The sequence below is a fragment of the Microcoleus sp. LEGE 07076 genome, assembly GCF_015207455.1.
In the GTDB taxonomy this organism is placed as follows: domain Bacteria; phylum Cyanobacteriota; class Cyanobacteriia; order Cyanobacteriales; family Microcoleaceae; genus Microcoleus.
This window is the reverse complement of the sequence record NZ_JADEWV010000147.1, coordinates 1-15,268: the sequence shown is the minus strand read 5'-3', so window position 1 is coordinate 15,268 and position 15,268 is coordinate 1. Positions and strand designations below refer to the sequence as shown.

15 protein-coding genes are annotated in these 15,268 nt (G+C 45.2%); 11 read left to right on the top strand and 4 right to left on the bottom strand.

Annotation, left to right across the window (positions count from 1 at the left end; genetic code table 11):
• Positions 1 to 179: 179 nt before the first annotated feature.
• From groES to IQ270_RS21245, 8 genes are all read left to right on the top strand, one after another.
• On the top strand, positions 180 to 491 hold the full coding sequence (gene groES, locus IQ270_RS21280) for a co-chaperone GroES (protein WP_193975206.1): 312 nt from the start codon (positions 180 to 182) through the stop codon (positions 489 to 491).
• Between the two features lie 145 nt (positions 492 to 636).
• Positions 637 to 2,277 (top strand): chaperonin GroEL, encoded by a 1,641-nt coding sequence (gene groL / locus IQ270_RS21275; protein WP_193975205.1) that lies wholly within the window; start codon positions 637 to 639, stop codon positions 2,275 to 2,277.
• A gap of 218 nt (positions 2,278 to 2,495) precedes the next feature.
• Positions 2,496 to 2,876, top strand: coding sequence for a hypothetical protein (locus tag IQ270_RS21270; RefSeq protein WP_228056565.1), 381 nt, complete (start codon positions 2,496 to 2,498; stop codon positions 2,874 to 2,876).
• A gap of 179 nt (positions 2,877 to 3,055) precedes the next feature.
• Complete coding sequence (locus tag IQ270_RS21265; RefSeq protein WP_193975204.1) at positions 3,056 to 3,439, top strand: hypothetical protein; 384 nt, start codon at positions 3,056 to 3,058, stop codon at positions 3,437 to 3,439.
• A 13-nt stretch (positions 3,440 to 3,452) separates the two neighbouring features.
• Positions 3,453 to 3,713 carry a hypothetical protein gene (locus IQ270_RS21260; protein WP_193975203.1) on the top strand — a complete coding sequence of 87 codons (261 nt, stop codon included), beginning with the start codon at positions 3,453 to 3,455 and terminating at the stop codon, positions 3,711 to 3,713.
• 41 nt (positions 3,714 to 3,754) lie between these two features.
• A complete protein-coding gene (locus tag IQ270_RS21255) occupies positions 3,755 to 4,129 on the top strand; it encodes a hypothetical protein (RefSeq protein WP_193975202.1) in 375 nt (124 codons plus the stop codon).
• A gap of 535 nt (positions 4,130 to 4,664) precedes the next feature.
• On the top strand, positions 4,665 to 5,471 hold the full coding sequence (gene surE / locus IQ270_RS21250) for a 5'/3'-nucleotidase SurE (RefSeq protein WP_193975201.1): 807 nt from the start codon (positions 4,665 to 4,667) through the stop codon (positions 5,469 to 5,471).
• A gap of 125 nt (positions 5,472 to 5,596) precedes the next feature.
• On the top strand, positions 5,597 to 5,995 hold the full coding sequence (locus IQ270_RS21245) for a hypothetical protein (protein WP_193975200.1): 399 nt from the start codon (positions 5,597 to 5,599) through the stop codon (positions 5,993 to 5,995).
• A gap of 453 nt (positions 5,996 to 6,448) precedes the next feature.
• Here the strand turns inward: IQ270_RS21245 and IQ270_RS21240 are convergent, their stop codons facing one another.
• Both IQ270_RS21240 and IQ270_RS21235 read right to left on the bottom strand, forming a co-directional pair.
• A complete protein-coding gene (locus IQ270_RS21240; protein ID WP_193975199.1) occupies positions 6,449 to 7,660 on the bottom strand; it encodes an LL-diaminopimelate aminotransferase in 1,212 nt (403 codons plus the stop codon).
• Between the two features lie 240 nt (positions 7,661 to 7,900).
• Positions 7,901 to 8,224: a co-chaperone YbbN gene (locus tag IQ270_RS21235; RefSeq protein WP_193975198.1), complete on the bottom strand. Its 324-nt coding sequence runs from the start codon at positions 8,222 to 8,224 to the stop codon at positions 7,901 to 7,903.
• 144 nt (positions 8,225 to 8,368) lie between these two features.
• Here IQ270_RS21235 and IQ270_RS21230 point away from each other — a divergent pair, with 144 nt between their 5' ends.
• Positions 8,369 to 9,121: a biotin/lipoate A/B protein ligase family protein gene (locus IQ270_RS21230; RefSeq protein ID WP_193975197.1), complete on the top strand. Its 753-nt coding sequence runs from the start codon at positions 8,369 to 8,371 to the stop codon at positions 9,119 to 9,121.
• A 339-nt stretch (positions 9,122 to 9,460) separates the two neighbouring features.
• Here the strand turns inward: IQ270_RS21230 and IQ270_RS21225 are convergent, their stop codons facing one another.
• Positions 9,461 to 10,723, bottom strand: coding sequence for an esterase-like activity of phytase family protein (locus IQ270_RS21225; protein ID WP_193975196.1), 1,263 nt, complete (start codon positions 10,721 to 10,723; stop codon positions 9,461 to 9,463).
• A gap of 90 nt (positions 10,724 to 10,813) precedes the next feature.
• Here IQ270_RS21225 and IQ270_RS21220 point away from each other — a divergent pair, with 90 nt between their 5' ends.
• Entirely contained in the window at positions 10,814 to 12,079 is a 1,266-nt protein-coding gene (locus IQ270_RS21220; protein ID WP_339384257.1) for a tetratricopeptide repeat protein, read from the top strand.
• Between the two features lie 204 nt (positions 12,080 to 12,283).
• Here IQ270_RS21220 and IQ270_RS21215 read toward each other — a convergent pair whose 3' ends face one another.
• Positions 12,284 to 12,841 (bottom strand): GNAT family N-acetyltransferase, encoded by a 558-nt coding sequence (locus tag IQ270_RS21215; RefSeq protein ID WP_193975194.1) that lies wholly within the window; start codon positions 12,839 to 12,841, stop codon positions 12,284 to 12,286.
• 202 nt (positions 12,842 to 13,043) lie between these two features.
• Between IQ270_RS21215 and IQ270_RS21210 the strand changes: the two genes are divergently transcribed.
• Complete coding sequence (locus IQ270_RS21210; RefSeq protein ID WP_193975193.1) at positions 13,044 to 15,068, top strand: ABC transporter ATP-binding protein; 2,025 nt, start codon at positions 13,044 to 13,046, stop codon at positions 15,066 to 15,068.
• Positions 15,069 to 15,268 lie beyond the last annotated feature (200 nt).

Here is a 15,268-nt window from a genome sequence, read left to right as displayed (position 1 = left end):
CCCTCATTCTCGGTTCGGGAACCCGTACAGACAGGCAAGTTGCGATCGCCCCTAACTAAAGCTAAATTAGCACTCAGGAGTCGAGAGTGCTAATATGTCAGTAGCAAGCAGTCGGCAGTTGCTTTCATAGCGACCCCGGACGGCTAACTGACTAGGATCTGTAATCTGGAGATTTATTTATGGCAGCAGTATCACTGAGTGTTTCTACCGTTAAACCATTAGGCGAGCGCGTGTTCGTAAAAGTAAGCGCTAGCGAAGAAAAAACCGCCGGCGGCATCCTTTTGCCCGACACAGCTAAGGAAAAGCCCCAAGTAGGCGAAGTCGCGGCCGTGGGCCCCGGCAAGCGCAACGACGACGGCACTCGCGTTGAAATGGAAGTCAAAGTCGGCGACAAAGTTCTCTACTCGAAGTATGCCGGCACCGACATCAAACTCGGCACAGACGAATACGTGTTGTTGGCCGAAAAAGACATTCTGGCGATCGTCAATTAATTAGTCATCAGTCATTAGTCATCAGTCATTAGTTCGATCGCGAATACCGCCAAACAACTAATGACAAAGGACAAATGACAGACATACTTCACCGCGATCCAAAATCCCTCCCTTCAAAATCTCAAACCAAAAATCCCCAAAAACTATGGCTAAGCGTATTATCTACAACGAAAATGCACGTCGCGCCCTCGAACGCGGTATGGACATTTTGGCCGAAGCAGTGGCCGTCACCCTCGGCCCCAAAGGCCGTAACGTAGTTCTCGAAAAGAAATTCGGAGCTCCTCAAATCGTCAATGACGGCGTTACCATCGCCAAAGAAATCGAACTAGAAGACCACGTAGAAAATACAGGCGTTGCCTTGATCCGTCAAGCAGCCTCCAAAACCAACGACGCAGCAGGCGACGGCACCACAACAGCTACCGTTCTAGCTCACGCAATGGTCAAAGAAGGCCTGCGGAACGTCGCAGCCGGCGCAAATGCGATCGCCCTCAAGCGCGGTGTTGACAAAGCAACTGGCTATTTGGTCGAACAAATTGCCAAACACGCCAAACAAGTAGAAGATTCCAAATCCATCGCCCAAGTCGGTTCCATCTCCGCAGGTAACGACGATGAAGTTGGGCAAATGATTGCCAACGCTATGGACAAAGTGGGCAAGGAAGGCGTGATTTCCCTCGAAGAAGGGAAGTCTATGACCACCGAACTCGAAATCACCGAAGGGATGCGCTTCGACAAAGGCTACATTTCTCCCTACTTCGTCACCGACGCCGAACGGATGGAAGCAGTGCTCGAAGAACCCTTCATCCTGCTGACAGACAAGAAAATCGGCTTGGTACAAGACTTAGTACCCGTACTCGAACAAGTAGCGCGTTCGGGCCGCCCGCTGGTAATCATTGCTGAAGACATTGAGAAAGAAGCTTTGGCTACCCTAGTCGTCAACAAGCTGCGCGGCGTACTCAACGTGACTGCTGTCAAAGCACCAGGTTTTGGCGATCGGCGCAAGGCCATGTTAGAAGATATCGCAGTCCTGACCGGCGGTCAACTGATTACCGAAGACGCAGGTTTGAAACTCGAAAGCACCAAGCTGGATATGCTGGGCAAATCCCGCCGCATCACCATCACCAAAGACAGCACCACAATTGTTGCCGAAGGTAACGAAGCCGCCGTCAAGTCCCGCTGCGAACAAATTCGCCGTCAAATGGACGAAACCGAATCTTCCTACGACAAAGAAAAGCTGCAAGAACGTTTGGCCAAATTGGCTGGTGGCGTTGCAGTCATCAAAGTCGGCGCGGCTACCGAAACAGAAATGAAGGATCGCAAACTACGTCTTGAAGATGCCATCAACGCCACCAAAGCTGCTGTCGAAGAAGGCATCGTTCCTGGTGGCGGTACAACTTTGGCTCACCTGACTCCTGAATTGGAAGAGTGGGCTAACAGCACCCTGAAGGGCGAAGAATTGACCGGTGCTTTGATTGTGGCACGGGCTTTGGCTGCTCCCCTGAAGCGGATTGCTGAAAATGCTGGTTTGAATGGCGCTGTCATCGCTGAGCGCGTCAAAGAAAAGCCATTCAACGTTGGTTTCAACGCAGCGACAAATGAGTTTGTCGATATGTTTGAAGCTGGTATCGTTGACCCCGCGAAGGTAACTCGTTCTGCCCTGCAAAATGCCGCATCTATTGCTGGCATGGTGCTGACAACCGAGTGCATCGTTGTTGACAAGCCTGAGCCGAAGGATGGCGCTCCTGCTGGCGCTGGTGGCGGCATGGGTGGCGGCGACTTCGATTACTAAGTCAATAGTCGATCGTTTGACGGGGCGGGCTTTAGGGCCCGCCTTGTTATTTTGGTAACGGTTTTTAGCATAGGCATAACTTTAACTCTGAAGCGAAATTAACTAAACGCTCATTTCATCATTCCGCAATTCCCACAATTGACCATTTATATTCAAAACGCAAGGTCATACCAAAAGGCCAAACCCTGCGTTTATGTTCAAAATTGTGAGGAGTTAAAATGCCTAAAAAAATGACTAAAACACCAGTTGCCCTTTACAGACAAGGGAATGCTAGTTCACCTAGAATGGATAATGTCAGAATACCCAAAGATATTACCGTTTATGAACAGCAAGGTGAATTATGGGTTATGCCTATCTTAGAAGAGTTAAGGTTGCCAGCAGAAGAATCTCAGTTAGAAGGAATATCAACCTTTGAGACTCCAGGCTCAGGAAAAAACTGGTGGAAATTAGACCCCGACACTGACATTCCACCAGAACTGGAATTAGTGAATGACCGTCGTCCTGGTCATTGGTTATTCCAGCCAAGTAGACCGATGCCTCTAGTGCAATATAAAGAGGCACTTCACCTTATAGGCACATTGTTCTGTAAAGTAGAATAAGTTAGTGAGAGGTTGGGTTTAAGCTTTAAAACCCAACCTACAAATGTAATTAATGCTATGTTTGATTAGTTTTTTCTATAAAGTAACGGGAATCACATAAAAAATAGTAGATTTGAAATTTTTGATTAGAGTAGAGAAATTCACTGATTCACTTATTCATTCTTGGGAAGGTAACTAACATGAATCTATCAATTAAAGATTTCAGGTTTATTATAGAAGCCATTGAAAATCAAATCAATGCTTATCAAGAACGTTTGCAGGTAATTGAAGATGTAGAGGATGATGAAGATGAGGCTGCCGATCTAGGGAACGATATTAAATTTTTAGAGATTCTGCTTGCAGACATGAAGAGAAGTTTAGAGCATAATACTTCACTCAAACGTTTAAGTTTTTATGATACTATTTCGCCAGTTCAGAATGATAATTTTTCAGAAAATTCCAAAGACTTATCTTTGCAAGAATTAGTGAAATCCACGCTTAATTTGTCAATTAGTGAGCGATTATTTTTGATAGAAGCCATTACCACATCTGTGCGTCAGGAAGTTACAATAACCAAATCTTGAGTGCGGTAAAAATATGAGTTCTCCTAGAATCTTTGCAGACTTTCATAATGCTGATGAACAGAGTCGCCTTCGTCTGAATTGTGTTGGTACAATTGAAGATTTAAGTCGCCAAAATATTAAATTGCAAAATGGTCAATTGCTCACCCTCTATAGCGAAGAATTAGAAGTGGATGGCGTGGTGCAATATTCTGAAGAGGAAAGTCTTTGGGTTGCAGTAATTGATTGGGAGCAAATTAGACAAGTAGAGGATATGCTTCTTCAAGCAATCGTCTAGTTAGGGCTTGCTAAATATTCGTTATTTGGAATGAAAATGATATGAATCTATCATTTAAAGATTTAAGGTTTATTATAGAAGCCATTGAACATCAAATAAATGTCTATCAAGAACGTTTGCAAGTAATTGAAGATGTAGATGAGGATGAGGCTGCCGAGCTTGGTAACGATATTAAATTTTTAGAGCTTCTGCACGCAGACATGACGACAAGTTTAGAGCAGAATACTTCAGTCAAATCTTTAAGTTCAGATGATACTTTTTCGCCAGTTTGGAAAGATAATTATTCAGAAGTTTCCCAAGACTTATCTTTTCAAGAATTAGTGCAATTAACGCTGAAGTTGTCACTTAGCGAGCGACTATTCCTAGTAGAGGCGATTACCGCATCTGTGCGTCAGGAAGTCACAATCGGCCAATAATCAGCTAAATACAGGAGCTTGAGAAGTTTGTAGTGATAATATAAGCTGTCGCGCAAATAAACATTGCATATTCAGGGCCCGCTCTCCTGCCCACCCCACAATAGCTTTATTGTTTTTTGACATACAGTATAAATGCCGCCACAGCTTACTGAGAATGATTGAGTAGCAGAAACTGCTCCGCGCTCCCTAGCGCAAAAATCTACAATAAAAAGCGGGATTTGTTGCCATTATTGAAAACCTTACTAGACAAGGGTTAACGGGAGTCAAACATTTTCCGAGCCAGAAAGTAGCCCAAAACCTCTGCTGACAAGGCTCGATCGACCGATCGCCAAAAAATGGCTGCAACTATCGGTAAATACTCAATTCAGGCAAATACGAGATCGAAATCTCTTGCTGTCTGGGTTTGAATACTTTTTCGTCTGTGTTTTTGCTTGAGTCCCGTTAAACCATTGTCAGCAGAATTGATGTTGAAAGGTCGATCGATCGCCCGACTTGAATCTAGTTTAAGATTGTTCTCAGGCCTACAAAAATTTCAATGAAACTTTTAATTAGCAACGACGACGGGATCTTTGCCCAAGGCATCCGCAGCCTCGCCAACGCTCTCGCCGCCGCCGGCCACGAGGTGAGCGTAGTTTGTCCCGACAGAGAGCGCTCCGCTACCGGCCACGGGCTCACCCTGCACCAACCCATCCGCGCCGAAATTGTCGAATCTGTTTTTGAACCCGCAGTCACAGCTTGGGCTTGTTCGGGCACTCCCGCCGACTGCGTGAAACTAGCTTTGTGGGCTTTACTTGACAAACCGCCGGATTTTGTACTTTCCGGGATCAACCACGGGCCGAACTTAGGCACGGACATCATCTGTTCGGGTACGGTTTCGGCAGCAATGGAAGGAATCATGGAAGGTATTCCCAGCATTGCTTTCAGCCTCGCCAGCTATACTTCGCAGGAATTTGAGCCTGCGGTGGATTTTGCTGTCGCGCTGCTGGGACAGTTGGAAAAACAGCCAATGCTCAAACCGACGCTGTTGAATGTCAATATACCGGCGGTGACACAAGCAGAAATTACCGGAGTGACGATCGCCCGTCAAGGCATTCGCCGCTATTTCGACATATTTCAAAAGCGCACAGATCCGCGCGGCAAAACTTATTATTGGCTGGCTGGGGAATTGTTAGAAGATGTGGAAGAAACCTGCGATCCGTCGGTGCCTCATGATATTCCTACAGACGTACAAGCTATTCGCGACAACAAAATAAGCGTTACTCCGCTGCAATACAATCTCACCTGTATTACCGACTTGCACTCGTTGCGGGATTGGCAATTTGAAGGTTTTCTCAAGCAGTGAGCTCCGATCGACCAGATCGCCGCTGTAAACTAGGAATTAAGGATAAAGTGCCTGCAAAGGTCTATGTCTGAGGCGTTACACAAGCTCTCAATTGGTTGTTGGTTTTTTACTCTAGAAAAACAGTTATGAACGCTCCCACCTATAACACTCATTCTGTCACTTGCCCGATTTGCAACCGTTCCAGCGTCCTAGGCCCTGTTGGAATGGTTAGCGGACTTTTCACTTGTCCCCACTGCCATTCCCATATGGTAATTAGCTGGAGCGGTCATTTTGTCCGCGATCCTTTTAGTATCAAACAACTGACGGTGGGAAAAATGCTCAGGCGCCAGAGCAGGCCGCTAGCTCGCCTTCAGCGCGACTTTGGGCTGGGCAAGCATTTTCCGCTGGTGGCGATTTTGGGAAGCGCGGTATTTTTGGGATGTGCGATCGCAGCTACGGAACAATCATTGCCCCGACAGAATTCATTTCAAGGATTTTTAGAGTGGGTCAGCGGAACTGTCAATTCCCAAGATGTCTCGCGTTAACATTTCTAAACATAGATTTTGACATATATTCCGTGCAAATATCTATTTCTTTAGATATAGATGGCAAGAGTATAGCTCGATATCTGTGTAAATTTGCGTCAATCCATTGTCATCTGCATTTCAGAAATTGTCTTTTTTTTACCGCAGATGAGGGCAGATGAACACAGATTAACGCCTCGGAATTAGAGCGATTTTGGTGGCAGCATCCGTGGTTCATTGTTAAGAGTTGACTAGATTTGACAATTGGGATGCTACCGGATTCGATCGGACTAATGACTAATGACTAATGACTGCTGACTACTGATTTCTGGGCATCTGCGTAAATTTGCGTCAATCCATTGTCATCTGCGGTTCAGAAATTGTCTTTTTTTTACCGCAGATACAGGGAGAGAAACCGTTGACAGATCGAGCCGATAATTTCCACAATTGAGAGCGATTGAATGCCATGCCCATCTAATTGAGAAATTCCGCAATTTTACTGACTGCTGCTGTTAAAATTTCTGGCGGCTCGACTAAGGCAAATCGCACGCAGCCTTCTCCTGATTTCCCGAAACCGGCACCGGGGGAAGCTGCGACTCCGGTACTCTGTACTAGCTGAGTGCAAAATTTCACGGAATCAGCAGCCCAAGGTTGTGGCAGTCTTGCCCAGACGTACATGGTGGCGGGGGGTACGGGTACTTCCCAGCCGATCGCCCTCAGCGCCTTGACAAAGGCATCCCGCCGTTTTCTGAAGGTTTCTACACTGGTTATGACGGTATCTTGGGGGCCTGTCAATGCGGAGATTGCTCCGTTCAAAATCCCTGCGTATTGGTTGAAGTCCACTGCTGCTTTTACCTGTCGCAGGGCTGCAATTAGTTGGGAATTGCCGATCGCGTATCCGACTCGAAAACCTCCCATACTGTAGGATTTAGATAGTGTGAAAAACTCGATCGCCAGATTTTTATCTCGATCGGCCTGAAAAATTGACGGCGCCATCAATTTGCGGTTTTCCTCGCTCCCCTGTGGCGGCACCGCCCCTACAGCAACGTCAAACACCAAATCCACATAGGGGAAATCGTGTACTAAAACGAGCTCGTGTTGCCGACAAAAAGCCACGGCTTTCTCAAAAAAAGCCAGCGGGGCGATCGCCGTTGTCGGATTGTGAGGATAGCTCAAAACCATCATCTTCGACTGAGCCAGCACCGGCAGCGGAATATCTTCAAATACCGGCAAAAACTGATTTTCTGCTAATATTGGCATCGGATAAATTTGACCGCCCGCCAAATACACACCGCCTGCGTGGGAAGGATAACCCGGATCGAGCAGCAAAGCAAAATCTCCGGGGTTGAGTACAGCTAAAGGCAGATGCGCCGTGCCTTCTTGGGAACCAATTAACGGCAGAACTTCTGTTTCTGGATTGACTGAAATCCCAAATTTTTGCTCGTACCAGCAAGCTACCGCTTCCCGGAAAGTTCGCGTCCCGTTAAACAGCAAATAACCGTGAGTCTTGGAGTCAGACAAAGAATGGGCGATCGCATCTGTAATGTGAGCCGCCGCCGGCAAATCCGAAGAACCCAGAGACAAATCTATCACATTCTGCCCCTGCGCTCTAGCGAGAGATTTTGCCCGATCCATATCGGCAAATACATTAAATTGCAGGGGTTCTAAACGTTTGGCAAATTGCATACTTTTTGTAAATTGTTGAGGAGATTATTCAATGTTTTTATAATTTGTTAACTACTCTATTTGTTGAAATTGCATTTTAATTTGCTTGGTGAACGAGATTTTTTTTGACTGACCGCAGAGAGCGCAGAGGGCGCAGAGTTTGAGAGGAGTATTGAGCCGAAAAGAGAGATGTTCAGAAAATATTTTTGTTTGCTATAGTTGTGAATTGGGAGCTGGAAACTCCCGAATCATTTCCCAACTTTATAAGTGACCTTCTAGCAAACCGATCAAAGTTTGTTTGGTAATAGCTCCCTCGTGGGAAAGCACTACTTCCCCATTTTTAAACAGTCTGAGTGCTGGGACTCCTTCGACTTTATACTGTTTAACAGTATTAGGATTGGGGTCAATTTCCATTTTAACCACTTTCAGGTCGCTGTAGTTGGCCGCTACCCAGTCTATCGAAGGCGCGATCAGTTTGCAAGGCCCGCACCAACTCGCCCAAAAATAGGCAAGCACTGGTTGCTCAGCTTTCAGGACTTCTGTTTCAAATTTTTCGTCGTTAATGACAATTACACTGTTGCTCATGGTTCTGCGATTAATTTTCCTATTTATTTCTCAAGCACCGATGGGCTTGATACTTGCACCAACTTAGAAGACAGGCCCAAAAAACTGTTACTAATTTTAAAACATTCTGCGAATTATTGAGTGTAAACTGAAGACTGAGGACTGATGGCTAATTCTGTTTGGCGTTTAATTCCGTTGCTGCGAGCGTCTGGGAAGTTGCAGATGGCGATCGACAAATGGCTGCTGCAACAGCATCTAGCCCAAAAACATCCGCCAACTCTGCGATTTTACACTTGGCAACCGGCAGCAATTTCCTTGGGCTACCACCAGCAGCGCTGGCCGGAATTTTGGCAGCAGCTATCTTGGCAGGGAATGCCTGTAGAATTGGTGAGGAGACCCAGCGGCGGGCGCGCCGTGCTCCACCAAGGTGATTTAACTTATGCAGTTGTGGCGTCGGGATTTGGTAGCAGTCGCCTGAAAGCTTATCAGACAATTTGCCAGTTTTTGATTGAGGGTTGGAGGGCGACGGGTTTAGACTTGCACTACGGGGAAGCTAAACGGGGTTACATTCACAATCCCAATTGTTTTGGTACTGCGACGGGTGCTGATTTAGTGACGGCTGATGGCTGCAAGTTAATTGGTAGCGCGCAATTGCGCCGGGGCGATGCTATTTTGCAGCACGGTTCGATGCGTTTGCAACCGGATGTTAGTTTGTTCGATCGAGTTTTTGGCGAAGAATTAATTCCTGTGAAATTACCTCTATCTGAAGGAGGAGATGATTTGATTGCAACTGTAATTGATGTTTTGAGTGCGGCGGCTTGTCGCTGTTTTGAGATTGATTTGGAAGTGCAGCCGCTTTCGGATGATGAATGGCAAGATATTTTGAAATTAACAACTAATAACCTCTGCCAAATTTAACTTTTGGGAACAGCCAAGATTGCGGTTTTACAAAATATTTTTTGCACAGATTTTCGCTCCGGTCAGAGCGAGACATATCCGCTTTTTAGCAGTTAAATTGTCTGTTCAAAAACAATCAAACTTTTGTGCGTTAAGCCCCAAAGTCCGCCATGAATATACAATTCAAATGCGCGGCAGCTTCTACGCAGATAATTTCCAGATTGTTGATGAATTCTGAAAAAAATCTATTGTTTTTGCGTAATACTTTTTACACCTGCCATTGCTTTGCTTGCGATCGCTTCACTTCCCATGATAAGAGCCGGAACCTACCGCTTGACAGTTCAACACAGTATTTACTATCTAATTTTTCCTTTTTAAACTCAACAAAATAAATTGAGTTTTCTCTGCTTCATCAAAATTGTCATCGCTGACTAAAACTACACTTTTGCTGCCGTCTGGCAACTGCGGGCCGAGAGTCATTCCCTCTAAATTGTACAGCGGAATTCCCAGTTCGCTCAAGTCTAGCAGCAATTTTTTCCTCACAGGTTCGACCATTGCCATTTTTCCTTTAAAACTCTTGATTCTAGAAGTATCTGTCGCCGCTCCCGCCGCTACTTGATAAATTCTAGCGCTGTATCCCGACATCCCAAAAGAACGCTCTAAACTTAGAAATTGACCGCCACCAATAGTTACTAATTCTGTTAAATTGTTCAACAAAGTCATGGGAAGTTGGTCTAGCTGGTAAAGATTTTCTGATACTATCTGCGGTGTTTTATCGACAATGACATAATGTAAAATGCGTATTTTGCTTGCTTGTTCCGGGTCTGCATCTTGCATTAACGGCGCTGCCGTCGCTGCGAACAAGCGAAATGGATCTAGACCGCCCGGACTAAAGGTTTCTGGGTCGATGCTTAAAGATTCAAAACCTGAATTGTCCAGCACTCCTTGCTGCTGTTCTTCATTGCTGGCATCGGGAATGTAACGCTTTGGAATAGGTAAATTACCCCGCAATTCTCCGGTTTTGAGGTCGAATTCGCTGACAAAAGGAGGGATGCTAGCATGAGTCAAGCTTTCGCTGGCAACAAATACTGAATTGCGGGGAGAAAGGGCGATGCCTTCGGGATTTATGGAACCCCAGGGGAAGGTTTCGCCGTCTACTTTCTTCAGGGCGGTAACGCTGTCAACGGCAACTTTTTTCAGGCGGATATTTGCTGGATCGCTGGATGTTAGAGCGAGTCGGAGACTGTAAAATCTGGCTGCTCCGTTTTCGCTATTGTCGTCGGAAAGAGCGTAAAACCGATAAGCTTTGGAAGTGACACCGCTAATACCTTTTGGATCGTAGGTAATTCCTGACAAGCCGCCGACTGGTGCTCCTTCAAAATTGATTTTGGGTAATTGGTACTCGCCCAAAAAGTCCAGGGACATTTCAGGAAAAGAGCGGTCTCTAGCAACGGCGGGAGGGGCGGCGCAAGCTGTGCAAACAGTTAAGAGAATTAGGGTTAAACTGAATAAGCGCAAAAGGATCTCGCCCAACGCCTTAAAATCAAAATAATTGCTCAGCGCGCTAAATTTTATTTTGTGGCTCTTGTTGAATTGTTTGCTCTTGTGCCATCTTTGTGACATAATTTATACCGTTTTGTAGATATGCAAAATTTGATGCCTCGAACTCAGATGCCTAATTGCAGCAACCGTATTTCTTGGATCAGAAATTCTGTGCCAATTGGGTGGTTGCTTTTGTTGTGGCTGTGTGCTGGTTCGATGGCTGGCGCCCAAACTAATCCACCGGGTCTCGATCGATTTTCTCCTAATCCTCTAGAAATTACCACCCCCGATCCGTTAGCTCCCGCCAGCGAATCTTTGAGCAGCAGTCAGCGGGACGAACTGACAGCGACTTTGCAGCAATTAAATTTAGAAGCAGCGGCGAAGCTGCAAGCTGGAGACGGGGCTGGTGCTTTTGATATTTGGTTCCGAGAATTGCGGCTGCAAAGGTATCTTGGCCCGGCGGCGGAAATTGCTGCTTTGAGTCGGGTGGGAAGTGTTGCTTGGAGTAGCAGTAAAAACCTCGAACTACAGTTGATTACTAAACGGCTGCAGGCAATTCACGAACAAGTCAAATCGCAAGTACCGATCGATATTGAGTTGCTCCCAGCCTTGGCTGCGGCTTTTGGCCAGGTGCGGGCTAAGGGCCCGACTGTAGAAGTTTACCAAGAAATTCTCGAAAATGCGCGTCAAAAGCAAGATATATTGGCTCAAGGTCAGATTTTGAAGAATCTCGGGCTAATTCACATTAATTGGCTCAGTTACGATAAAGCTGCTCCGGTGTATGAGGAATTGGCAAGTTTAATTCAGGAAAACCGCGCTTTATTTGCGGCTAATGCTGGGGTACAAAATTCTGTTTTGTCGGCGGGAAACGGCGCACCGCCGCAGCCTATAACTGCTCCAACTGAGGTGGATGCTCTGAAACAGTTGGCCTACGTTTACCAGCAGTCGAAACAACCCCTAAAGGCGATCGCAGCCCGGGAAAAACTAGCATCTGTCTATCTTAACCTGCAAAATCCCAGGGCTATACCACCGCTAAAAATTGCGATCGCCACCGATTACCAAACCATAGGTCAAATCAACTTAGCAGCTCAATACTATCAGGAAGCATACAATTTAGCCGTCCCGATTCAACAGTACGCTCAAGCTAGCGAAGCTTTAGATAAATTAGCATTGCTTTACCGAGCGCAAAAGCAGTGGGAGCCGACTTTGCGGATTTATCAAATGCAGTTGCTGTTGGAAGAGCGGGCTTACAATTTCTATGGATTGATGAATGCTTACGACAATATCGGTCAAGTTTATCAGGAAATGAAGGCTTACGATAAAGCTTTGGAATCCTATCAAAAAGGGTTGGAAGTGGCTAAAAGATTGGGACACCGACAAGAGTATTTTGCTAAGAAGATTCTCAAGGTTAACAAGCAATTGCAAAGAAATTCGTAGTTGTCAGCAGGTAAAAATGACAAATTGCCAGGTTAGTAATGTAAATGCAGTAAGGTGTGCATTGCACACCTACACAACTACTTTTGACCAAGAATTTATTGATGGTACAAGCCCCTAATTGATCCGTGGAATCAATCCAAAATCTCAAATCTAAAATCCTCAAGCCCACGACTCGATCCGTGGGGTCAATCCAAAATCTAAAATCTAAAATCTAAAATCGAATGACTCGTAGGTTTCTCGCGAGATTGAATAATATATTACATCAGTTTCGTAATAACGAGCATTTTTTTCATATTTCATGCCAACTTTCTGTATCACCCGCTGGGAGGCGATATTTTCTGGGCGGGCGATCGCAACTATTCTCTCCAACTTTAATATTTCAAATCCATAGTTTAGACTAGCCAAAGATGCTTCTGTAGCCAATCCTTGATTCCAATAAACTTTATCGAACGCGTAGCCAAGCTCAACTTCCGGTGTCTTGTCTAGAAAACCAAGTCCGCAGCGACCAATCATTTTACGATCTATCTTATGTACTACAGCCCACATTCCGAAGTTGTGTTCTTCCCAACGTTTGAGCATGGTATGAATGGCGATTTCTGTTGCTTCTCTAGTTTTAACTCCTGTGAGGTATTGCATTATTTGCGGATCGCTGTAGATGTGGTAAAGCTCATCTAAGTCGTCTGGTGTAAATTCTCTCAGATATAATCTAGGTGTTTCTATATATCGGGAGAAATAATTTTCTGTAGGTATAGAAGATTCCATAATTTAACTGACTGCATTTGCTACAATTATTACTTGGATATATTTTACAGTCTTTCTGCTCAAAGACTGAGTTAACTTCGAGGGCGCGCTCGCCCTACAAGCTGCGGAGCAAAAAAGCTCAGTATCCCCAGCAAAAGCCCCAAATTTAGCAGCATAATAGCTTCTGCAATTCCATAATCTAAAATCTAAAATCTAAAATCGAATGACCATTTCCTCACCAGTAGCAGATACCAAAAACAAATCCGGCCAGGAAACAGACTGGCGGTTATTCATGAGGTTGGCATCTTACGCAACCCGCAGCAAACGCTTGCTGATTATTTCGATCGCACTATTAGTACCGCTAGCAGTCTCGGGAGCAATTCAACCCATTCTGATCGGACAGGCAATTTCGCTAATTCGCTCGGAACCTACCTATGAGTTTTTGCGGGGATTGCCTTTATCTGCTGGATTAAATGTTTTAGCAGTTTTGCTGATGCTAACTATAACATTTAGATTGGCACTGCAATCAGTTCAAGGCTATTTAGTCACAAAAGTAGGACAAATAATTACAACTGATATTAGAAATGATTTGTTCGCCCACGTCACATCGCTAGCAGTGCGATTTTTCGATCGCACTCCTGTCGGTAAATTGATGACTCGCCTCACCAGCGATGTCGAAGCTTTGGGGGAAGTATTTTCGAGCGGGGCGATCGGGATTGTTAGCGATTTATTTTCAATTTTAGTAATTGTCATTTTCATGTTTACCATGCAGTGGCAATTAGCTTTAATGTTGGTGATGATGATGATACCGATTACCGCACTAATCGTTTATTTTCAGTACCAATATCGCCGCGCCAATTATACTACTAGAGAAGAATTCTCCGATCTTAACGCCCAACTGCAAGAAAACCTGACTGGTATTGGCGTAGTGCAGCTATTCCGCCGCGAAAGATTCAACTCAGAATTGTTTAGAGTCACCAACAAACGCTACATTAAAGCAGTTGATACAACTATTTTTTATGACTCGGCGGTATCTGCGACATTGGAATGGATTGCTTTAGTGGCAATTGCAGCAGTTTTGTGGTTGGGCGGTCAAAAAGTTATGCAAGGTAATCTTAACTTTGGTAGTCTATCGGCATTTATTTTATTTGCTCAGCGTCTCTTTGATCCGCTGCGGCAATTTGCGGAAAAATTTACCGCCATTCAAGCAGGATTCACCGCCGTCGAACGGATTAGCGATATTCTCAATGAACCGATCGAAATTAAAGATCCAACTAGCGGGAAGAAGGAAGAAGAGAAAGGGAAGTCAGCAGCAGGAATAAGGCAAAGGGAAAAGGGAAGAAGGGAATATTATTCACCGCTGCTGATTACCAGTCATCCAGAGGCAATTGCCTATAACTTATCTTCAAACGAGTCCAAAGTGGCAGACAACAATCAAAGTTCTGAAACTTCTGAATATCGTCTGTCAATTAACAAGCATAAATCGGAAATATCCAATCCCAAATCGCAGAATTCTGAATCGGGAGAAATCCAATTTGACAACGTGTGGTTTGCTTACAAAGAAGATGAATATGTCCTGCAAAACCTAAATTTCACCATCAAATCAGGCGAAAAAGTAGCATTAGTGGGGCCCACCGGTGCGGGGAAAAGTTCGATCATCCGTCTCCTGTGCCGCCTTTACGAGCCCAGTCAAGGACGCATTTTGATCGATGGCGTGGATATTCGCGATTTGCCTCAAGCAGAATTGCGAAGACACGTAGGCGTGATTATTCAAGATGGCTTTCTATTTGCTGGCGATGTGAAGAGCAATATTAGCCTGGGAGAAAATTACTCGATCGAGGAAATTCAAGCAGCAGCAGAAAAGACTAATGTTGCCCGTTTAATCGAACAGTTACCTCAAGGTTATGACACGCAATTGCGGGAACGGGGAACGAATCTTTCGGGGGGACAAAAGCAATTATTAGCGTTTGCTCGCGCGGCTATTCGCAATCCGAATATTTTAGTTTTAGACGAGGCTACTGCTAGTTTGGATGTGGGGACGGAAGCTTTAATTCAAGAGGCTTTGGATCGTTTGATGGCGGACAGAACGGCTATAATCATTGCTCACAGGCTTTCGACTATCCGAAATGTCGATCGTATTTTGGTGCTCAAACGCGGGCAGTTAGTAGAGTCTGGCAGCCACGAAGAGTTGTTGGAGCAAGAAGGGTTGTATGCTAGTTTGTACAAGTTGCAAATGTTGGGAAGTTAATATCTGAAGGAAGAAGTCATTAGTCATTATACCCGAAGAGCGAAGTCGAAGGGTAGTCATCAGTCATGACTCGTTACCAGGCTCTGCCTGGTAATGCAGGTGCGGAGGCTCTGCCTCTGTTTATCCCTCAGCTTCTGGAGAGAGGAGTGTGGCAGATTTAATTTATAGGGGTTCTCAAACAAGTGAGGATAGCCCTATGC